Genomic DNA, 21,838 nt, shown 5'->3' with positions numbered 1-21,838 from the left:
TTATTACGCCTCCATTAATAATAATTCTGGATCATTTAATAAACGCTTGATTTGGTTAAGAGCGTTTTGAGCTGTTGCGCCATCGATAATACGGTGGTCAAAGCTTAGTGATAATGCTAATACTGGAGCAATTACAATTTCACCGTCGCGTACAACTGGTTTTTCAGCGATACGTCCGATACCTAGAATTGCAACTTCTGGATGGTTGATAACTGGAGTAAACCATTGTCCACCAGCAGAACCGATATTTGTGATTGTACAAGAAGCGCCTTTCATTTCAGCAGGAGCTAATTTACCATCACGTGCTTTTCCAGCAAGGTCGTTAATTTGATCCGAAATTTCGAATACAGATTTACGATCAGCATTTTTCACAACTGGTACTAAAAGACCTTTTTCAGTGTCAGCAGCGATACCGATGTTGTAGTAATGTTTTTGAATTACTTCATCTGTAGAATCATCAATTGAAGTGTTAAGAGCTGGGAACTTCTTAAGTGCTGAAGTTAACGCTTTTACCACGTAAGGTAAGAATGTTAATTTAATACCTTGATCTGCTGCAACTGTTTTGAATTTTTTACGATGAGCAACAAGAGCTGTTACATCGATTTCATCCATTAATGTTACGTGTGGAGCAGTGTGTTTAGAGTTAACCATAGCTTTTGCGATTGCACGACGGATACCGCTCATTTTCTCGCGAGTTTCTGGTAGATCGCCTTCAGGAATAGCTTGTGCTGCTGCTGCTTTTGGTTCAGCTGAAGCAGTTTCCTCTTTAGCTGGAGCTTCAGCAGTTGCTGTAGCTGTAGAGCCACCAGATAAGAAGCTATCGATGTCATCTTTAACAATACGTCCGTTTTTACCTGAACCAGGAACAGCTTTAATGTCTATACCTTTTTCACGAGCATATTTGCGCACTGAAGGCATAGCAATTACTTTGCGGTTAGGATCAACATCAGCTTGTGCTGCAGGAGCTGTTGCTTCTTCAGTCACTTCTTCAGTTGAAGCTTCTTCTTTAGCTTCTTCTGCTGGTGCATCATCATGATCGTCACCTTTGAATTTTAAGTCTTCGTATCCAGGAGCATCAAAAGTAACGATAACTTGTCCTACAGTAGCTACTGTACCTTCGTCAACTTTTACTTCTAATACTTTACCTTTTACAGGAGATGGGATTTCAACAACAGCTTTGTCATTTTGTACTTCTGCTAGTACATCATCCTCATCAATTTCATCTCCAGCTTTTACGAACCATTTTACAATTTCACCTTCGTGGATACCTTCACCGATATCCGGCAGTTTAAATTCAAATGCCACGTGTCTTCACCCTCCTAGTTAGTTGCGTTCAATTTGTTAGTGTTTATTTTATCTAAGACAGAAATCAGCACAAAGCTGATTTCTATCACAGTAAAATGCTAATTAAAATTCAAGTACTTTCTTAGCTGTTTCAACGATGTCTTTGTGGTCTGGTAACCATACGCCCTCAGCTTGAGAGAATGGGAACACAGTATCCGGTGCTGTTACACGTAATACTGGTGCTTCTAAGCTTAAGATTGCACGATCGTTAATTTCAGCTACAACGTTAGCTGCGATACCAGCTTGTTTTTGAGCTTCTTGAACTACTACTACGCGACCAGTTTTTTCAACTGATGCAAGAATTGTATCGATATCTAAAGGTTGAACTGTACGTAAGTCCACTACTTCAGCAGAGATACCTTCTTTTTCTAGTTCTTCAGCTGCTTTTAATGATGAGTGTACCATTGCACCGTAAGCGATAAGCGTTACGTCTGTACCTTCACGTTTCACATCAGCTGTACCTAAGTCAATAGTGTATGATTCTTCAGGTACTTCTTGACGGAATGAACGGTAAAGCTTCATGTGCTCTAAGTATACAACCGGATCGTTATCACGGATTGATGAAATTAAAAGACCTTTTGCATCGTATGGAGTTGAAGGAATTACAACTTTTAGACCAGGTTGAGATGCTACGATACCTTCTAAGCTATCAGCGTGAAGTTCTGGTGTATGAACGCCTCCACCAAATGGTGAACGGAATGTGATTGGTGCATTCCAGCGACCGCCAGAACGGTAGCGCATACGTGCAGCTTGACCTGATACAGAATCAAGTACTTCGTATACGAAACCAAAGAATTGAATTTCAGGAACCGGACGGAAACCTTGAGTCGATAGACCCACAGCAAGACCACCGATACCAGATTCAGCTAATGGCGTATCGAATACGCGATCTTCGCCGAATTCTTGTTGAAGACCTTCAGTCGCACGGAATACTCCACCGTTTACGCCAACGTCTTCACCAAAAACTAATACGTTTTCGTCGTTTTTCATTTCTGTGCGTAACGCATCAGTAATCGCTTGAATCATTGTCATTTGCGCCATGGCTTACTTCGACTCCTTCTCTTTGTAGATTTCATATTGCTCTTGTAAGTTTGAAGGCATAGTTTCGTACATGATTTCCATTAAATCTGTAACTTTTTGTTTTGGATAATCGTCAGCCTTCTTAATAGCTTGTTTGATATCTTCTTTAGCTTGCTCGATTACTTTGTTTTCTTCTTCTTCATTCCAGATGCCTTTAGCTTCTAAGAATTTACGGAAGCGAACAAGTGGATCTTTCTTTTCCCACTCAGTGTCAAGCTCAGCTGTACGATAACGAGTTGGATCGTCACCAGCCATTGTATGTGGACCATAACGGTAAGTTAATGTTTCAATTAAAGTTGGACCTTCACCGTTTACTGCACGCTCACGAGCTTCGCTTACTGCAACGTATACTGCTAGTGCATCCATACCGTCTACTTGAACGCCTGGGATACCAACAGCCGCTGCTTTTTGAGCGATTGTACGTGCTGCAGATTGCTTTTCAACTGGTGTTGAAATTGCAAAGCGGTTGTTTTGTACAACAAAGATTGCTGGAGCTTTGAATGCACCTGCGAAGTTCATACCTTCGTAGAAGTCACCTTGTGAAGCTCCGCCGTCACCTGTATAAGTGATCGCTACTGCTTTTTTACCGCGCTTTTTAAGACCTAGTGCCACACCAGCAGTTTGCACGATTTGTGCACCGATGATGATTTGTGGAGAAAGTACATCTACACCTTCTGGCGCTTGGTTACCGTGGAAATGACCACGAGAGAATAAGAACGCTTGATATAGTGGAAGACCATGCCAAATTAACTGAGGCACATCACGGTACCCAGGTAAAATGAAGTCTTCTTTTTCTAATGCGAAATGTGAAGCGATTTGAGAAGCTTCTTGCCCAGCAGTTGGTGCATAGAAACCTAAACGACCTTGACGGTTCAATGAAATTGAACGTTGATCAAGAATACGAGTGTATACCATGCGAGTCATTAACTCTTTTAATTTTTCGTCAGATAAATCTGGCAACGCTGATTTATTTACTACTTCGCCCTCTTCATTAAGAATTTGGAACGTTTGGTACTGCTCAGCGATTTTATCAAGTTGCTTTGATACATCAATAATAGCCTTTTTAGTTTTAGCAGCCATCTAAGTCACCTCTTCCTTTCATTTAAGCCGTATAAATTCATTTTACTAATCAAACAAACATACACGCTTTTAGAATGTCCCAAATGGACAAGTAAAAGTCATATTTTGTCGAGTAGCTTTTTGAATTCGCTAATCCTTAACATTTCTATGTATTCCCCAGCGAATTCTGTGCAAACATTTACGTAAAAGGAAAGTTTAAGCGAAACGAGCGTTTCGTTAAACTGTATTAATTATTTTGCAAAAATGATTAATACAACACTTACTACGCTACCTAGTTTACAATACACTAAAACAGTTCGTCAATGCATTTACATCAAGAAATTACGCTTTTTTAGTTTGTGAAATAAAACACATAAAAAAGACATGCTGTACTATTACACAGATACAAACTGTATTATATGTTTTATAATAACCTTCTCTTTTTTTACGTCTGCACATCTCCTATCTTGCCACAAATAAACGATTTTTTAAAACAATAACCTTTTGTAATTTTTACTTGAATCGTGTCGAAACTCTTTCTTTATTTCAGAAAACCTTCCTTTTCAGCCAAAAAAAAAGACCTGTAAACTTCACAGGCCTTCTTATTTATCCTCGCTATTTTTCACCTTTAACTTCGTTTTGTTATAAAAATCTTCTTTGGCTTTGTTATAGTCAGCTGTTAGTGTGTTAAACGTTTCTTTTTTCTTTTCAACTTCTTTATAAGTAGCATTGATCGAAGCGATTTGTGTTTCAAGATTCTCTAATTTCACATTGTCTTTTTCAAAGAGCGTATATAGCTGACGATCTAATTCAATGGAATGAAGATAGGCATCATGTAAGGACTGGTAGGCCTTATAACGCTTCTTCATTAACGAAGATAGTTCAAGCGCCTCTTCTTTTGCTTTGCCGTCCTCTAGCTTTTGGATCTTTGGCTCTGTCGCTTCAAACTGTTTTTGCGAAGCGCTGATGCTTTTTTCTTCTTTTTGTAATTTATTTTCACGCTCATCTAATAACTGCTGCGCTTTTTGTGCTTTATTTTTTATTTTCTTTTTATCTTTAATCCCTAGCTCAATAATTTGGTCGTATATCGCATTTTCTTGCTGTTCTAAATCAGCTAACGGTTTTTGCTGATCAGCAAATTGCTTTTCTTGTGCTACCACTTTTTCTAATCCATTATATACCTCAAGTTCAGGCGATGAGCCCTCTGCACAGCCTGCTAGTGACATAGCAGCAATGCCAATAACTATATATCTTCCGACGCATTTCATATTTGGTAAATCCTCCCTTATTCATGGGTCATTATACAATTTTTGTAGGAAATTAGCAATTTATCTACACCCTTTTTCCACCTTTTAATATATTATACTAACCCAATCGTGAAAAAAAGGGAGTTTATTACTTTTTACCTTGGGATTGATAACTACGGGAGGTTACATTATGTTGGGTTATGGTGGATATGGCTGCGGCGGTTCTAATAAAGGTTTCGTGTTATTAATCGTACTGTTCATTTTATTAGTTATTATCGGCTGCAGCTGTGGCGGCTGGTAATTATACAATAAAAGCGGCTAACTGCCGCTTTTATTTTTTCTTATGCATGTTTTTCCAAATGTTTGATACATATAATTAGTAGAAACATTTATGTGGTCAAGGTCGAGGTAATGACTTTTTTATACGGATTTGGTACACTTTATACCTATAAAATAGCCTAGGGAGATGTGAAAGTTGATTACAATGAACGATATTATCCAAGACGGACACCCAACGCTGCGAGAAGTAGCAAAAGAAGTACCGTTACCTGCTTCTGAAGAAGACAAAAAGATTTTACATAGCTTATTAGAATATGTGAAAAACAGCCAAGACCCTGAAATTGCTGCTAAATATGGACTGCGATCTGGTATCGGACTTGCCGCTCCTCAAATTAATGTATCAAAACGAATGATTGGGGTACACGTTACGGATGAAAAAGGCAAGCTATACAGCTATGCATTATTTAACCCTAAGATCATTAGCCACTCAGTTGAAAAGACATACCTTACAGGCGGTGAAGGCTGCTTGTCTGTCGATCAAGATATCCCAGGATTTGTTCCTCGATATGCACGCATCACAGTAAAAGGCACAACGCTTGAAGGCGAAGAAGTGAAAATTCGTTTGAAAGGCCTTCCTGCTGTCGTATTTCAGCACGAGATTGATCATTTAGACGGAATTATGTTTTATGATTACATTAATAAAGAACATCCATTTCAAGAACCTGAAAATGCTTTTCCATATGAACGCTAAAAAACGCGAGCTAGAGCTCGCGTTTTTTCTTATTTTAACAATCCTACTAGCTCTAATCCGTGGAGAATACCACCTTCTGCTACATCTTTTGTAACAAGATCAGCCACTTCTTTCACGACTTCTTCCGCATTTCCCATCGCTACGCCATTTCCGACAAACTCAAGCATTTCGATATCGTTTAAGCCGTCTCCGAATGCATATACATCTTTTTTATCAAAGCCAAGCTTTTCAATCATGGTCTCAATTCCTCGCGCTTTTGATCCACCTTTTGGGAGAACATCAGTTGAAAATTCATGCCAGCGAATAAAGTCAAATTTCTTAAATTTTTCTTCATAAGGAGCTTCTTCTCCCGCTGTACAGAATAAGAGGGATTGATAAATTTCACGCCCTTTGAAATAAGCAGGATCGTGGTGAGGGTGGGTAAATCCAATTTTCAGCGTGCTGATGCTGGATTCGATATAATCATGAAATTCAATGTTTGATTTCATATCTTCATGATCCATGTATACGACAGGATGATCATGCTCAACAGCAAAAGCCGTTAAATCCTGAAGCTCTTCTTTATTTAACGGCTTTTTGTAAAGAACTTCTCCATTTAAGACAATGTACTGACCATTAAAGCTAATATATGTTTGAATATCCAACTCTTCACGCAGATCTTTAAACATAAAAGGAGCCCTTCCAGTTGCAATTGCCACTTCATGCCCCTGCTCTTTTAACAGCTGGACAGCTTTTTTTGTAGAAGCAGGCAGTTTTTTATCATGATCCAATAACGTTCCATCAATATCAAAAAAAATAATCTTTCGTTCCACGTTTATCACCTTATTTTTTATAATTTTTTATCTCTTTGTTAAGCCTTTCCAATTATACCAAACAAGCACTGATTTCTCTATAAATGGACGTTCCTATTTACAATTTTTCCATATTTAACCACGAGAAACCTCTCCCTTTTCATCATATAATAAAAGTACAGAGAGAGACAGGCAGGTATCGCAAAAAAACAAAGGAGCTGAAAAATCATGTTAAAAGATTTTCGAAAAAGGCTGCTAAAACGCTGGAATGAATTATTGCGTAAAAAAACGATGGCATAATCGATTTTTTTAGGGCTTTCTGTTGTAAAATTTGCAGAGTGTGTGTCTGCATCGTACAATGGAATAGCCCTTATTTTTTATACGCCCGGAAAATATAGTCTTGTATCCGTTTCCTATTAATATTATTCTATAATTAATTGACTTGTTATATTTAGATGACTAAAATGTAGTGAAAGCAAGTTTCTTTAGAAAATACATGAAATACATACACATTTTATAATATAATAAAATAAGTTATTTGAATTTCGGAATTAAGGAGAGATTTTTGTTATGATTTTTAAAGTTTATTTTCAAGAAAAAATGAGTGAAGTAGCTGTACGTGAGAATACAAAAACAGTGTATGTGAACGCAGATTCTGAGCGTGACGTTCGTAAAAAGTTAAAAGCGCGTTCAATTAATATTGAGTTTGTTCAAGCAGTGACTGGAGACTATCTAGAATATGAACAACAGCATGAAGATTTTAAAGTATTGGAGATATGATGAAAATGAAATTTGTAAAAAATAATCAAACGGCAGTTTTCGCCCTGGGTGGACTAGGCGAAATCGGTAAAAATACGTATGCCGTACAGTTTCAAGATGAAATTATTCTTATTGATGCAGGAATTAAATTCCCTGAAGATGAGCTTTTAGGAATTGACTACGTTATTCCTGACTACAGTTATTTGGTAAAAAATGCAGATAAAATCCGTGGCCTTTTCGTTACACATGGTCATGAAGATCACATCGGCGGAATTCCTTACTTATTAAGAGAATTAAACATTCCTATTTATGCAGGGAAATTAGCCCTTGGACTTCTTCGCAACAAATTAGACGAGCATGGGTTGCTTCGTACAGCTCAGCTTCATGAAATTACTGAAGATGACGTAATTAAATTCCGTAAAACATCGGTAACGTTCTTCCGCACAACTCACAGTATTCCTGATTCTTACGGAATTGTGGTAAAAACACCAAACGGACAAATCGTACATACAGGAGATTTCAAGTTTGATTTTACACCAGTGGGCGAACCGGCTAACTTAACAAAAATGGCTGAAATCGGTAAAGAAGGCGTTCTATGCTTGCTTTCAGACAGTACAAACAGTGAAATTCCTAACTTTACGATGTCTGAGCGCCGCGTAGGTGACAGCATTCATGACATTTTCCGTAAAGTAGACGGCCGTATTATTTTTGCAACGTTTGCTTCAAATATTCACCGCTTACAGCAAGTAGTGGAAGCAGCCGTATTGCATAACCGCAAAGTTGCTGTATTCGGACGCAGTATGGAAGCAGCTATTGAGATTGGCCAACAGCTTGGATATATTTCATGTCCAAAAGATACGTTCATTGAGCCTTCTCAAATTAACCGAATTCCAGCTAACCGCGTGACTATTTTATGTACAGGCAGCCAAGGTGAACCGATGGCAGCGCTATCTAGAATTGCAAATGGTACTCACCGCCAAATTCAAATTATCCCTGGAGATACGGTTGTATTCTCATCTTCACCTATTCCAGGAAATACAGTAAGTGTTAGCAAAACAATTGATATGCTATTCCGTGCAGGAGCAGAGGTTATTCACGGTGCTCTAAACGATATTCATACTTCTGGACACGGCGGACAGGAAGAGCAAAAATTAATGCTTCGTTTGATGAAACCAAAATACTTTATGCCAATTCACGGTGAGTATCGCATGCAGAAGATGCACATCAAACTTGCAACAGACTGTGGAGTTCCTGAAGAAAACTGCTTCATTATGGATAATGGAGAGGTGCTAGCTTTAAGCGACAGTGAAGCTTCAGTAGCTGGAAAAATCCCTTCAGGCTCTGTATATATTGACGGAAGCGGAATTGGTGACATTGGAAATATCGTACTTCGTGACCGCCGTATTTTATCTGAAGAAGGACTTGTTATTGTCGTTGTAAGCATCAATATGAAAGACTTCAAGATCGCTGCTGGTCCAGACATTATCTCTCGTGGTTTTGTTTATATGCGCGAATCTGGCGACTTAATTAATGATGCACAGTCCCTCATTACAAAACACTTGAACAAAGTGATGGAACGTCGTACGTCACAATGGTCTGAGATTAAAAATGAAATCACAGACACATTGGCTCCATTCCTTTACGAAAAAACAAAGCGCCGTCCAATGATTTTACCAATCATTATGGAGGTTTAATAAAAGAAAAAGAGCAGATGCAATTGCATCTGCTCTTTTTTATTAGGAACTGGCAAATTTATTTTCGAAGCGGTTGATATCTGCGTCTGCTCCAATAACAATCAACACGTCTCCTTCTTGTATCGTTTCGGACGCCTGAGGAGAAACGATGATATCTCGATCACGCTTAATGGCTACAATGTTAATACCATATTTCGCACGAATGTCTAACTCAATCAGCGTATTGCCAGCCATTCTTTTGCTTGCTACTAATTCGACAATGCTGTGTTCTTCAGATAGCTCCAAATAATCCAGCACGCTGTTTGAAATCATGTTATTGGCAATTCTTCGTCCCATATCTCGTTCGGGATGCACGATAAAATTGGCGCCAATTTTTGATAATACTTTGGCATGATAATCATTTTGCGCTTTTACCGTTATTTTTTCAACCCCCAGCTCTTTTAGTATAAGGGTCGTCAAAATACTTGCCTGAATATTGTCGCCAATAGCTACGATAACGTGATCAAAATTACGAATTCCTAAACTTTTTAGAACCCCTTCATCCATTGAATCGCCTACTACTGCATGCGAAGCAACGTTAGCATACTCATTTACCTTTTCTTCATCAATGTCAATCGCCAGAACTTCCATTCCTTGATCGCTTAATGTTTTACAAATACTTCCACCAAATCTACCTAATCCGATGACTGCAAATTCTTTTTTCATTTGAATTCCTCCATTATGTACAGGAAAAAATCTGAACTACCGTTATTTTACCACAATTCTTTTGTATCAACCTCATTTTCCCGTTAACAACGCTTATATGTCTTTACTATTTCTCATAGAAAAACAGAAGGATCAGCTCCTTCTGTTTTTTAAGCTGTAGCATGGGTTTGAACAAGGTAATAATATACGCCTTTTTGCTGCATAAGTTCCCCGTGATTGCCTGTTTCAATAATGCTTCCGTGATCTAACACAATGATGTTATCTGCTTCTCGTATAGTCGATAGCCGATGAGCAATCATGATGGCCGTTCTGTTATTTAACAGCGTTTTAAGCGCTTGTTGAATCTTCACTTCTGTTTCTGTATCGATGCTTGCTGTCGCTTCATCTAAAATGATAATACGAGGATCAGCCAACAGCGTTCGAGCAAATGAAATCAATTGACGCTCTCCCACCGATAAGACGTTTCCTCGCTCTTCTACTTCCGTATCATAGCCTTTTTTCAGACGCTTTATAAAATCTGCAGCCCCTACCGCTTCTGCGGCCTTAATTACTTCATCATCGGTAGCATCCGGTTTTCCAAACCGAATATTCTCCGTGATGGTTCCTGAAAAAATAAAGGTTTCTTGCAGCACAATACTAATTTGTGCTCGTAAACTCGCTAACGTAATATCTTGAATAGGCATATTATCAATTAAAATCTGCCCTTCGTTCACATCATAAAAACGTGTGATTAAATTAGCAATGGACGTTTTTCCAGATCCAGTATGCCCCACTAAAGCAACCGTCTGTCCTTCTTTTATTTCAATTGATACGTTGTTTAGAGCTTTCCGCTTCCCATCATAAGAAAATGAGACGTGCTTGAACTCAACTTTCCCCTTCATATTCTCTAAAGACGTAGCGGTTTCCAAATCTGCGACGAGAGGTTTTTCATCTAGAAATTCAAAAATGCGCTCGGATGAAGCCATTCCCATTAATAATTGATTGTACACTTGCCCTAAACGAGAAATCGGTTCCCAAAACATCCCCAGATAAAAAGCAAATGATACAAAAATACCAATTGTTAGCCGCTCATCTTGAATAAGTGCAGCACCGAACCAAATTAAAATGGCCGTTCCGACAGCATTTGTGAATTCTACAAACGGTCGAAACATGGCATTTTTTCGAGTAGCTTGCCTCCAGCTCTCGTAATTTTCACTGTTTATGCGATCAAAAAACAGCATATTTTCTTGTTCTTGAGCAAATGACTGAGTAACGCGAATGCCTTGAATACTCTCATTTAAATGTGAATTTAATACTGACTGCTTCATACGAACAACTTGCCATGACCGGCGGATTCTTCTTCTCAGCTTTGTAGAAATCAAAAACATAATCGGTAAAATGACTAAAACAGCACATGTCAAAGCAGGACTGAGAGAAAATAATATAACCACAATTCCCACTAACAATAAGAGGTCCATAAACAGGTTAACTACCCCGTTGGTAAATAAATCTTGAAGAGAGTTAATATCATTCATAATCCTTACAAGAATAGAGCCTCCTGAACGCGTATCAAAAAACCGATGCGACAGCCCTTGAACATGCGTAAATAAATGTTTTCTTAAATCATATATCACGTGCTGCCCGAGTTGATTCATCCATTTAATCCGAAAGACATTCGCAATATAAGATAGGATATACAAGCTAAAAATGATGAAAACTAACTGCATGAGCAGCGTGCTATTCTTATTTTTTACAGCATGATCAAGCGTATAGACACCTATCAAAATAGGAATAGCGAGTCTAATGACCGTCGTGATAATGACCATAAGAAACGAGAAAGGAAGCAAGTTTTTTCGATATGGATGAAGATAACGAAACAAGCGGGCCATTTGCTTCCAGTTAAACGTCTTATCAATGATTTGATCTGTTTGATAATAAAAGCGCTCTCGCACAACTTTATTTTTTTCGCCTGCCATTCTATTCCTCCCTTGTTATACGTTCATCACCGACGTACTGCTTTCATATTGAATGTCGTAAATGTTTTTATAAATCCCTTGCTTTTGAATGAGCGTTTCATGGCTTCCTCTCTCTTTTATACGACCTTCATGTAAGACCAAGATTTCATCGGCATGTCGCAAAGAAGAAAGGCGGTGCGCGATAATAAACGTCGTACGATTTTTCATCACTTCTTTTAAAGCCAATTGAATTTCTCTTTCTGTTTTCATATCAACGGCACTGGTGGCATCATCTAATACTAGAATACTAGGATTTAAGATAAGCGCTCGTGCAATCGCAATACGCTGCTTTTGCCCCCCTGATAACCCCAGTCCTCTCTCTCCCAGCATCGTATCATATCCATCTGGAAGTTCCATAATAAAATCATGCGCCTGCGCCCGTTTTGCAGCATCAATAATGTCTTCTCTAGAAATACCCGGCACGCCATAAGAGATGTTGGTTCCTATGCTGCTTGAGAACAAAAACGTTTCTTGAAGTACAAAGCTAATTTCTTTCCGAAGAACAGAGAGCGGATACTCTTTAATCGGACGATGGTTAACTAAGATCTGTCCTGAAGTCGGTTCATAAAACCTCGTGAGCAGCTGTGTTAAGCTTGTTTTGCCGGCTCCAGTTGCTCCGATTAAACCTACTACTTTCCCTTTAGAAGCAGAAAACGATATGTTCTCAAGCGATTTTTTATCCTCGTTTGGATAGGATAAGCTAACATGCTGAAACTCGACCGTTCCATTAATAGAGAAACTTCCGGCATGCTCATGGACTTTTTCTTCTTCTTCTAAAATTTCTAGCAGCCTTTCACCTGAAGCTTTAGACTGTGAAAACATATTGATAACAAACCCTAGATTCATAATCGGCCACATTAAATAAGAGGTTAAGCTAAAGAAAGCAACAAGCTCTCCAGGACGTACGCTTCCGTTCATAACAAGCGCTCCTCCGTAAGCAAGGAGACCAACAATAGATAAATTCCCTATAAACTCCATTAAGGGGAAATAAGTTGCCCACACATTCGCTGTTTCAATGTTTCGATTTTTATAAACTCCGTTGGAATCGTTAAATTTAGAGGTTTGAAATTTTTCTCTTGATAATGATTTGACCGTCTGTATGCCGCTTATATTTTCTTGAACATTTGTATTAAGTTCTCCAAACGATTGGCGAATTAAGCGAAACGCTGGATGAACGCGTTTATCAAAACGATAAACAGCTACCCCCAAAAAAGGCAGCAGGCAGATTGTGACAAGAGTGAGTGAAATAGAGTAATAGAACATAACGGAAAAGCTGGCAGTAAGTAAAATGACGAAGCGAATTAATTCTGAGAAGCCAAAAGATAGAAAAAAACGAAATCCTTCTACATCAGCTGTCAACCTGGACATCAAGTCCCCTGTTTTAGCATTGTCATAATAAGAAAACGGTAAATACTGAAGTTTGCGGTAAAGTTTATTGCGAAGAGTATACACGGACTTAATTCCAAATAAGTCGCCGTAATATTGCTGAATATATGTAAAGATTCCTTTGATGATCATCAGTCCAATAAAAATAAATGCTACATTATCGACTAGCTGATATTGTTTTCCTAACACGATATGATCAATCGTATATTGCAGCACAATAGGGTAAATCACAGTGATGGAGGTTACAAATAACAAGCAAATAGCAGAATAAAAAAAGTACATTCGGTACGGCAAATAAAAATCTTTTAGTTTTTTAAACGTTCCCATATACCCCGTCCTTTCCCTTAGCTAAGATGTGGCACACATATTTAAATATATCGGTTCCCGAAATAAATTACCATAATTTTTAGATATTTTTTCAAAAAAAGGTAAATAGTCATAAAAAAGAGGTTGGGATATAGCTAAATGAATTCCATCTAAAGACGAAACTATTCACCCAAACAAAAAAACGAACCACTAATCAAACATATTGATCAATGGTTCGTTTTTCACTTCGTCTAAAATACTTTTGTCCCAGCTTCTTTTTTTATTGTTTTTCCACTGCATGTCCGCCGAACTCATTGCGAAGAGCGGCAACTACTTTACCTGTAAACGTATCATCTTCAAGTGAGCGATAGCGCATCATTAAAGATAAAGCAATAACTGGCGTTGGCACTTGTAAATCTAAAGCTGATTCAACCGTCCATTTTCCTTCACCGGAAGAATGCATAACTCCTTTAATACTGTCAAGTTTTGCATCTTTTGAAAATGCACGTTCCATTAATTCGATTAACCATGAGCGAATAACAGAGCCATTGTTCCATACGCGGGCTACAGCTTCGTAGTCATAGTCAAATTCACTTTTCTCTAACACATCAAAACCTTCAGCAATTGCTTGCATCATGCCGTACTCAATTCCGTTATGAACCATTTTCAAGAAGTGACCGCTTCCTGCTGCACCTGAATAGAGATAGCCGTTTTCTACGTTGATGTCGCGGAAAATAGGTTCGATTGTAGCAAATGCTTCTTTATCTCCGCCAATCATCATACAAGCGCCGTTTCGGGCACCTTCCATTCCGCCGCTCGTTCCAACATCGAAGTAGTGAATTCCTTTTTCAGCAGAAGCTGCAGCACGTCGTACGGAATCTTTATACTTAGAATTACCGCCTTCGATAATCATATCTCCTTCTTCAAGTAATTCTTGAAGCTCAGAAATTACTTTTTCTGTGAGCTCTCCAGCTGGAACCATTACCCAAGCAATGCGTGGTTTTTCTAATTTGCTTACTAATTCTTGAATGGAAGAAGCGCCTTCTGCTCCCTTTTCTGATACTTTCTGTACGGCTTCGTTGTTCACATCGAATGCTACCACAGAATGGTTATGATCTAGTAAATTCAATACTAAGTTTGCTCCCATTTTCCCTAAGCCAATCATACCTAATTTCATATGTAAATTACCTCCAATAGTAAGTTTCGTATCATGTTGTTAGTGTTAGTATGGTGTAAACTCACAAGAAAAAATCCACATTTTTATATTTCCTTTATCAGTTACTTCCTACACACAAAAAAGAAAAACATTCGATGCAAGTTCTACTAAGCATCGAATGCTTTTCACCTGTTACAACTGCCTGTATTTATTCGTTCTCGCCTAATACACGATTCACGCGCTTTTCAAGCATTTTCATACCGCTTCCACCAGCTTGGAAGTGGCGTAGCTGACCTGTTTTGTCAAATACATAATATGCCGGTACATATTGATTTTCAAATGCATCCGTTAATTTATGTTCACTGTCTACAAAAATTGGCTGCGTAATATCGTGTTCTGCTGCTACTTCTTTAATTTTTGTTAAGTCTAAATCATCTTCAGAGCGCGGCATATGAACGGCTACTACGTTTAGTTGTTCTTTGTATTGGTCGCGAAATTCATTTACTTGAGGCATTGCTTCTTTACATAGATGACAGCTTACTGACCAAAAATGAATAAGCGTTGGCTTTTCGCCAATTAGCTGCTCTTTTGTAACCTCTCCGTTTAACCATTCTGTAGCGCCCGTTAACTCAGGCATTGGCTGACGTAATTTCATGAATAAAAGCCTCCCTTGTTTTCACTATTATTGACTATATGTTCTTTATTATCCGATGAAAAAAAGGCCTAACGTGGACGTTAGACCTTTTAAACGTTGTGCTTACGCGTTTAAAGTAGCTTGACCTGGTTTCCAGTTAGCTGGGCAAAGTCCGCCAGTTTGTAACGCTTGAAGAACACGTAAAGTTTCATCAACGTCACGGCCAATATTGTTGTGGTTTACAACTGAATATTGTAATTCGCCTTCTGGGCTGATGATGAATAAACCGCGAAGTGCTACACCTTCTTCTTCAATTAAAACGCCGTACTCACGAGAAACAACGTGATTTGTATCAGCTGCTAATGGATATTTAAGATCACCTAAACCATTATCTTTACGATCAGTGTTGATCCAAGCTAAGTGTGTATGGATTGTGTCTGTAGAAACACCGATTACTTCTGCGTCAAGATCTTCAAACTCATCATAACGGTCAGAAAGTGCAGTGATTTCTGTTGGACATACAAATGTAAAGTCCATTGGATAGAAGAATAATACTGTCCATTTGTCATTTTTAATATTTTCTTCTAAGCTAACTTTACCGAATTCTTTGTTTGATAATACAGCTTCCATTTCAAAGCGTGGAGCTTGTTTACCTACCATACGTTCTGGCATACATGATCCCTCCAAATAATTATTAAATGAGAAAATGTATAAAACATTCTCACTTATGTACTGTTATAACGGTTTTCATTATAATGGATATTGTTTTTTTAGTCAATATTAATTAAGAATGAATTTAAACAACATCTTATAATGGTAACATAGTTGTTATGCCCGCCTTTAGGGCAAATTAAACCCCGACTTCAGCAAAAAAATGCTATAAAAGGGTTGCATTTATTTACCTTCTCAGTTTAGCATGTCTAATATCGGGAATAAACAAATGTGCTCATACTCTTACAAAATCTTTTCCACAGAATACATTCCCACTTATTAATATTGAAACAGAACATAGGAAGGATGAACAACGAATGTTTAAGATGCAAGACATCAACTGGGAACAGCTTCTTACCAATGCTGGAGTTATTGTGTTAAAACTTATTGCCATTACCATTGTATTTTTGCTTGTACGAGCAATTGGTAAAAAAGTTATTGAGCGTTCTTTTGAAAAAATGAGTGAGCGCGAAAATACTACGCGCGGACGCATGCTCACACTCAAAAGTTTAACCGTTAATGTGTTTTCATATGTACTTATTTTTATTTTTGTCGTCATGCTGCTTGAAGCAGTAAATATCCATGCGACAGCTCTATTAGCCGGTGCCGGAGTTGTGGGTCTAGCAATCGGGTTCGGTGCTCAAGGACTAGTTAGCGACGTTGTAACAGGTTTCTTTTTACTTCTTGAAAAACAGCTGGATGTTGACGACTATGTAACAACCGGAAGTTTTTCAGGAATTGTCGAATCAGTAGGTCTGCGTACTACTCAAATTCGCGGATTTGATGGAACTTTACACTATGTGCCTAACCGTGAAATTACAAGTTTAAGCAATCATTCCCGAGGCAATATGCGCGCGTTGATTGATATTGGCATTTCGTATGATGATGATATTGACAAAGCAATTTCCGTACTAGAAAAAGTATGTGAGCGCGTTGCTGCAACAAATGAAAACATTGTAGAAGGACCAAGCGTGATAGGAGTTCAAGGTCTAGGCGCATCGGACGTTGTGCTTCGTGTAGTTGGCAAAGCTAAAAACGGTGAGCAGTGGGGGGTTGAACGTCAGCTTCGCAAAGAGTTTAAAGAAGCATTTGACGCAAACGGTATTGATATTCCGTTCCCTCATCAAGTAAATATTGATAAAAAGCAGCCTGAAGATGCCAAGCAGCCTCAGCATGCATAAAAATAGCCGAAGGATTTATTCCTTCGGCTTTCTTTTATCCTTGTACCTTGTTGCCTACTTGCTGACAAATTTCTTCTGCCGTTAATCCGCTAGCTGTAATAACTGAGCCTTGCGTTACTGCATCAGAAATCCCCATTACGTTTGAATCCTGTCCTGTTACAACACAGCATTCGCACCCTTGTGCATCACTTTCGTTGCGTAATTGTACCACTTCATGTCCGAGCTGCTGAAGTGCAGCCTGTACATCTGTTAAACCGTATTCTACACCAATTCGTGCCATCGTTGCCCACCTCCTCATGGTATTAATTTAGCCATAAGGAAAAATGATTATACGATTTATTGATTGCCTTTATGTTCAAAATATTTTGTAATAAGTAAAATCGCCGTATCTATTGCGCCTTCATGAGGCTGCAGCTTTGCATGATGAAGCCCATATTCAGACTGAACACCAAGCCAAAACATAAATCCAGGAATATCTTTTAGCATATAGCCAAAATCTTCTCCTGTCATTGCTTCTTTGCACTCAATGACATCCACGTCGGTTTGCGCTTTGGCAAATTCCATAAACTCTCGCGTGACTTCATGGTGATTATATACTTGATGATACATACATCCATAATCAATGGCTGTTTCACACTGATACCCTACTTCTACTCCTTTAACAATCGCTTCAATTCGTTCTTTAACACGCGTCATTGATTCAGGAGATAGCGTGCGAATGGTTCCTTCTATGCGAGCTCGCTCCGCAATAATATTTTGAACCGTCCCCCCTTGAATTTTTCCTACTGTAATTACAGCGCTGTCTAGCGGATCAACGTTGCGAGCAACAATCGTTTGAAGCTGTGAAACGAGCTGACATGCAGCGACTACCATATCATTTGTTGTATGTGGATAAGCAGCATGCCCGCCTTTTCCTTTTAAATCAATAAATAGCTCCGACGTGTTAGCAAATAGTAACCCTTCCTTCAGCGCAATCGACCCAACCGGATATTCAGGAGCTACGTGAAGGGCAAAGATGAAATCTGGAAGCCATTCTTTCATGATATCGCTTTGGAGCATTGGCTGTGCTCCTCCTGGACCTTCTTCTGCAGGCTGAAAGATGAACAGTACGTTATCTTTGATTTCATGCTGAGCAAAGTAAGTCAGTACGCCTAGCCCAATGGCCATATGCATATCATGTCCGCAGGCATGCATGAGTCCTTCATGCTGTGATTGAAAAGAATAATTCGTTTCTTCCGTGATAGGAAGACCGTCAATATCTGCTCGGTAGCCTATTGTTTTAGTTGGGTTTGTACCATGTACTTTAACAAAGAGTCCCGTTTTCCACGTCTTTACTTCTAAGCGCTCTTGCGGAAGAGTGTTAATATAATCAAGCAAAAAACGCTGTGTTTTCACCTCTTGAAACCCTAATTCAGGAATTTTATGTAGCTCTCTTCTTATTTTCACAAATTCATTTTCAGCCATGTGTATGTCCTCCTCACGAAATAAAGAAGAAAGCGTGGTTGCCCACGCTTCCAACTTGTCCATATGATACGTTTAAGGATTCAGTATCCCAATCGCTAAAACCTATTAATTCAGCAAAGAAAAAGCGCAAACTGATCGTTTTTCTTATTCTTCGTTTAATTGACGCAATTCTTGCTTGATTTCTGTTTTAGACTTTGTTTTTTCGTCAATTTCTTTAATAACGCGTGCTGGCGTACCTGCTACTACTGTGTAAGGAGCTACATCTTCGACCACAATTGCACCTGCAGCAACTACGGCACCTTTACCTACTGTTACCCCTTCAAGAACAACAGCATTAGCACCGATTACTACATCATCTTCTACTACAACTGGTTTTGCAGAAGGTGGCTCAATAACACCAGCTAATACAGAACCTGCGCCGATATGACAATTTTTACCTACTGTTGCACGACCACCAAGTACTACGTTCATGTCGATCATTGTTCCTTCACCGATTACAGAACCGATGTTAATCGATGCACCCATCATAATAACAGCGTTGTCGCCGATTTCAACTTGATCGCGAATAATAGCGCCTGGCTCAATACGGGCTTTAATTCCTTTCATATCTAATAAAGGAATCGCAGAGTTGCGGCGATCGTTTTCAATTACGTAGTCTTCAATTTTTCCTTCGTTTGCTTCAATAGCAGCTTTGATTTCTTTCCATTCACCAAATACTACACCTGTGTTGCCCGTTACGAATGTTTTAGAAGATGAACCAAAGTCAATTCCTTCTACTTCACCTTTTACGTAAACTTTTACCGGTGTTGATTTTGTGCTGTTTTGAATAAATGAGATAATCTCATTAGCATCCATCATTTTCATTATGTATTCCTCCTAAGTAAGCAATGTCTCATTTAATGTAACAAAATGCTTTCACAATGACAAGCATCATTATCGTTTTAATAAAAAGATAACGATTGCAAATAAAAAAAGCGAGCACCTGAGCTCGCTTTAGACCGTTTCTCTTACGTATTCACGTACAATATCAACAAATGCTCGAACTTGCTTCAGTTTAAACGCTGATTCATATCCAACTAAAGAAGTGTCTCGTGTAATTGGCTCGCCATTTGCTTTTAGAAGCGGCGTCCGATGAATATGGCTTCCAGCTTCTTTGATAGCAATCGATGGTAAAATAGCGAAACCAAGACCATTTAAAGCCATTTGTTTACACGTCTCAATCTGATCCACTACAATCGTACGCTTCGGTGTAGTATGAAACTCTCGATGCCACCATTCTAAAATTTCTTGATAATACGTTGAGTCACTTTTAAATTGAATAAATGGTCGATGAGTATTTACTACTTCCGCTGCCCTTTCAATTTCTGAATCAACTAGGTAAAGAGGATCTGTAAACAAATGTTCTTTGACGCCTTTCCAATCCGGATTTCCGCGTATGATTCCAATATGTACCTCATCTTCGTACAGGTAGCGAAGCATTTCACTGCTCCAGCCGGTTACAAGAGAGATTTTAGCATGTGGGTAACGATCCATATAGCGTTTTAACACCGCCGGCAGCCAGTGCTGTCCAATAATCGAAGCCACCGCTAATTTGAGTGTCCCATATACTTCATTATCTAAATGATGCAAGTCCTCGCGAACCCGATCTTCTTTTTCTACTACTTCTTTTGCAAATTGAACAATCTTTTCTCCAGCAGGCGTTAATGACAGTCCTTTTTGCGAACGAATGAAGATTTGTGTATCCCATGCTTTTTCAATGGTTTGCAGCCTCTGTGATAAAGCTGGTTGCGATACAAATAATCTCTCTGCAGCTTTTCTCATATTTAATTCTTGAGCTAATACAACGAGCATTCGACATTCTATTAATTGCATTCAGTTATTCCTTTCAAGCCTCTTTTTACTTTCATTTTACCTTTATCATATAAGAAAAAAACGGAGAAAGATAGGCTGAAACACGATTTCTTAAAAAAATTATTGAAATGACTCTTTCGGGAGAATGATGGACTGCCTTCTTAATGACTTTAACAAATTTCTTCGCGTTAAAATCCCTTCAAAAATACCATCTTCATTCTCTACGCACAAAAAAGGATGGTTAATCATGGCATTTATGACTTTTAATACGGATTTTTTCATGGAGACACGAGGAACATTTTGATTCATAACTTCTTCTACTTTCATGGTTTCTAATCGTTCAAATTCAATGCGCTTTAACCCTAAAATCGAATCTAAAATAAGCGTCATGCTCACGAACCCCTGCAGCTGAAACCTTGGATTTAATACGGGAATGGACGTATAGCCAGTCTTTGTTAACACAAGCAAAGCATGTTCTAAATTATTTCCCACTTGAACATGAGCAACTTTATCAGAAGTGACAAGCAAATCTCGAAGTTCAATTTGATTTAACTGATTGTGATCAATATCAATCATTTATACATTCTCCTTCCATTTCTCATAACTTCCACGTGTGTAAAGAGAAAAAGAACAAGCTACAAAATGAAAATAGCTTGCTTACGTAAATGCGAACCTTTAAGAGGGAATAGAAGCAGACACACTCGATGTTCTCCCTTATATGTTAAGTCTAGATTTTTTTAAAACAAGTGTCAACGAAAGTTCATAATTATCTGAATTTTTTATTTTGTTTTTTTTACAGCATTCGACCCTTTCCTTTCATTTATCAGAAAATCCGCTATCACTTTGTCGGTATTTCTCGGGAAAATAGGACAGAAGCCACCGCAAAAACTCCATACGCAGTAACAAAAAAATGCCGCAAAGTATAAAATCCTTTGCGGCATTCGTTTTGCTTTATCCCTTAATGAATAAGTTCAAAAATTTCAATTGCAATCATATCAACGTTATCAAATTGATAAACAGCTGGCTTTTCACCATCTTGATATACTTCAAGTTCGTATGTTTCAGTTTTTGCATGATATTTCACGCTGCAAATTCTTTTTCCCTCTACTTCGAAGAAGCGTTGTGGCGCTTCACTTCCACTTGCTTGCTCACGGAGATTCACAAGACGAGTTAAAATACCTTGTAATTGTGACATATAATCTCTCCTTTCACCTATTACATCATTACGCATTCGACTTTTCTACAATATCAATTCAAATAAGTACTTTATCTAAACTAATACTTAAAAGACACCATTTCACTATATGCCACATACTAAAAAAACACAAGTACTTTACGTGATTTTTCATAAGAAAATGCCTTATTATAGCGATATATGTCGTTTTTTATTATAATAACATAGCGATATACTATGTATCATCCAAAACTTCATTCTACTTTAACACC

Annotated in this window: 22 protein-coding genes; 5 read left to right on the top strand and 17 right to left on the bottom strand. The window is 38.4% G+C overall.

Features of this window, described 5'->3' with window-relative positions; genetic code table 11:
* Nucleotides 1–3: 3 nt before the first annotated feature.
* The 4 genes from LJY09_RS06630 to LJY09_RS06615 form a co-directional block, all read right to left on the bottom strand.
* Nucleotides 4–1,305 (bottom strand): dihydrolipoamide acetyltransferase family protein, encoded by a 1,302-nt coding sequence (locus LJY09_RS06630; RefSeq protein ID WP_028414110.1) that lies wholly within the window; start codon nt 1,303–1,305, stop codon nt 4–6.
* A 102-nt stretch (nt 1,306–1,407) separates the two neighbouring features.
* Nucleotides 1,408–2,385: an alpha-ketoacid dehydrogenase subunit beta gene (locus tag LJY09_RS06625; protein WP_013056055.1), complete on the bottom strand. Its 978-nt coding sequence runs from the start codon at nt 2,383–2,385 to the stop codon at nt 1,408–1,410.
* 3 nt (nt 2,386–2,388) lie between these two features.
* Entirely contained in the window at nt 2,389–3,504 is a 1,116-nt protein-coding gene (gene pdhA, locus LJY09_RS06620) for a pyruvate dehydrogenase (acetyl-transferring) E1 component subunit alpha (RefSeq protein ID WP_013056054.1), read from the bottom strand.
* A gap of 581 nt (nt 3,505–4,085) precedes the next feature.
* The gene (locus tag LJY09_RS06615) at nt 4,086–4,751 is read right to left on the bottom strand and encodes a YkyA family protein (RefSeq protein WP_028407940.1); all 666 of its coding nucleotides are present in this window, start codon (nt 4,749–4,751) and stop codon (nt 4,086–4,088) included.
* 169 nt (nt 4,752–4,920) lie between these two features.
* Here LJY09_RS06615 and LJY09_RS06610 point away from each other — a divergent pair, with 169 nt between their 5' ends.
* Both LJY09_RS06610 and def read left to right on the top strand, forming a co-directional pair.
* The gene (locus LJY09_RS06610) at nt 4,921–5,031 is read left to right on the top strand and encodes a YjcZ family sporulation protein (RefSeq protein ID WP_016763434.1); all 111 of its coding nucleotides are present in this window, start codon (nt 4,921–4,923) and stop codon (nt 5,029–5,031) included.
* 174 nt (nt 5,032–5,205) lie between these two features.
* Nucleotides 5,206–5,760: a peptide deformylase gene (def, locus tag LJY09_RS06605; protein WP_028414111.1), complete on the top strand. Its 555-nt coding sequence runs from the start codon at nt 5,206–5,208 to the stop codon at nt 5,758–5,760.
* 29 nt (nt 5,761–5,789) lie between these two features.
* On the opposite strand, the gene LJY09_RS06600 is transcribed toward def, so the two are convergent.
* Nucleotides 5,790–6,572 (bottom strand): Cof-type HAD-IIB family hydrolase, encoded by a 783-nt coding sequence (locus LJY09_RS06600; protein WP_028414112.1) that lies wholly within the window; start codon nt 6,570–6,572, stop codon nt 5,790–5,792.
* A 549-nt stretch (nt 6,573–7,121) separates the two neighbouring features.
* On the opposite strand from LJY09_RS06600, the gene LJY09_RS06595 reads away from it, so the two are divergent.
* Both LJY09_RS06595 and rnjA read left to right on the top strand, forming a co-directional pair.
* Nucleotides 7,122–7,331: a DNA-dependent RNA polymerase subunit epsilon gene (locus LJY09_RS06595; protein WP_013056049.1), complete on the top strand. Its 210-nt coding sequence runs from the start codon at nt 7,122–7,124 to the stop codon at nt 7,329–7,331.
* A gap of 5 nt (nt 7,332–7,336) precedes the next feature.
* Nucleotides 7,337–9,004, top strand: coding sequence for a ribonuclease J1 (gene rnjA / locus LJY09_RS06590; protein ID WP_013056048.1), 1,668 nt, complete (start codon nt 7,337–7,339; stop codon nt 9,002–9,004).
* Between the two features lie 42 nt (nt 9,005–9,046).
* Here rnjA and LJY09_RS06585 read toward each other — a convergent pair whose 3' ends face one another.
* The 6 genes from LJY09_RS06585 to LJY09_RS06560 form a co-directional block, all read right to left on the bottom strand.
* On the bottom strand, nt 9,047–9,709 hold the full coding sequence (locus tag LJY09_RS06585; protein WP_028414113.1) for a potassium channel family protein: 663 nt from the start codon (nt 9,707–9,709) through the stop codon (nt 9,047–9,049).
* A 149-nt stretch (nt 9,710–9,858) separates the two neighbouring features.
* A complete protein-coding gene (locus tag LJY09_RS06580) occupies nt 9,859–11,664 on the bottom strand; it encodes an ABC transporter ATP-binding protein (RefSeq protein ID WP_099000134.1) in 1,806 nt (601 codons plus the stop codon).
* Between the two features lie 15 nt (nt 11,665–11,679).
* A complete protein-coding gene (locus LJY09_RS06575; protein WP_033578405.1) occupies nt 11,680–13,416 on the bottom strand; it encodes an ABC transporter ATP-binding protein in 1,737 nt (578 codons plus the stop codon).
* A 259-nt stretch (nt 13,417–13,675) separates the two neighbouring features.
* On the bottom strand, nt 13,676–14,572 hold the full coding sequence (gene gnd, locus LJY09_RS06570) for a phosphogluconate dehydrogenase (NAD(+)-dependent, decarboxylating) (protein ID WP_025749395.1): 897 nt from the start codon (nt 14,570–14,572) through the stop codon (nt 13,676–13,678).
* Nucleotides 14,573–14,759: 187 nt separating this feature from the next.
* Nucleotides 14,760–15,206, bottom strand: a complete 447-nt coding sequence (locus LJY09_RS06565; RefSeq protein ID WP_028414116.1) for a TlpA family protein disulfide reductase — start codon at nt 15,204–15,206, stop codon at nt 14,760–14,762.
* Nucleotides 15,207–15,308: 102 nt separating this feature from the next.
* Entirely contained in the window at nt 15,309–15,857 is a 549-nt protein-coding gene (locus LJY09_RS06560) for a peroxiredoxin (protein WP_014461006.1), read from the bottom strand.
* A gap of 356 nt (nt 15,858–16,213) precedes the next feature.
* Between LJY09_RS06560 and LJY09_RS06555 the strand changes: the two genes are divergently transcribed.
* Complete coding sequence (locus LJY09_RS06555) at nt 16,214–17,077, top strand: mechanosensitive ion channel family protein (RefSeq protein ID WP_014461007.1); 864 nt, start codon at nt 16,214–16,216, stop codon at nt 17,075–17,077.
* A gap of 34 nt (nt 17,078–17,111) precedes the next feature.
* On the opposite strand, the gene LJY09_RS06550 is transcribed toward LJY09_RS06555, so the two are convergent.
* The 6 genes from LJY09_RS06550 to LJY09_RS06525 all read right to left on the bottom strand — a co-directional run bounded on the left by LJY09_RS06550 (nt 17,112) and on the right by LJY09_RS06525 (nt 21,587).
* Nucleotides 17,112–17,357: a YkuS family protein gene (locus LJY09_RS06550; RefSeq protein ID WP_154989286.1), complete on the bottom strand. Its 246-nt coding sequence runs from the start codon at nt 17,355–17,357 to the stop codon at nt 17,112–17,114.
* A 56-nt stretch (nt 17,358–17,413) separates the two neighbouring features.
* Nucleotides 17,414–18,541 carry an N-acetyldiaminopimelate deacetylase gene (locus tag LJY09_RS06545; protein WP_154989287.1) on the bottom strand — a complete coding sequence of 376 codons (1,128 nt, stop codon included), beginning with the start codon at nt 18,539–18,541 and terminating at the stop codon, nt 17,414–17,416.
* 144 nt (nt 18,542–18,685) lie between these two features.
* Nucleotides 18,686–19,405, bottom strand: coding sequence for a 2,3,4,5-tetrahydropyridine-2,6-dicarboxylate N-acetyltransferase (dapD, locus tag LJY09_RS06540; RefSeq protein WP_013082280.1), 720 nt, complete (start codon nt 19,403–19,405; stop codon nt 18,686–18,688).
* 129 nt (nt 19,406–19,534) lie between these two features.
* Nucleotides 19,535–20,413 (bottom strand): transcriptional regulator CcpC, encoded by an 879-nt coding sequence (locus LJY09_RS06535; protein ID WP_013056037.1) that lies wholly within the window; start codon nt 20,411–20,413, stop codon nt 19,535–19,537.
* Nucleotides 20,414–20,512: 99 nt separating this feature from the next.
* Complete coding sequence (gene cbpB / locus LJY09_RS06530) at nt 20,513–20,968, bottom strand: cyclic-di-AMP-binding protein CbpB (RefSeq protein WP_013056036.1); 456 nt, start codon at nt 20,966–20,968, stop codon at nt 20,513–20,515.
* Between the two features lie 382 nt (nt 20,969–21,350).
* Entirely contained in the window at nt 21,351–21,587 is a 237-nt protein-coding gene (locus LJY09_RS06525) for a YkuJ family protein (protein WP_013056035.1), read from the bottom strand.
* Between the last annotated feature and the right edge of the window lie 251 nt (nt 21,588–21,838).

Source organism: Priestia sp. J2, assembly GCF_020790095.1.
Lineage (GTDB): Bacteria > Bacillota > Bacilli > Bacillales > Bacillaceae_H > Priestia > Priestia zanthoxyli.
Note: the sequence above shows the minus strand (reverse complement) of the source record. Positions and strands in the feature narration are given on the sequence as shown.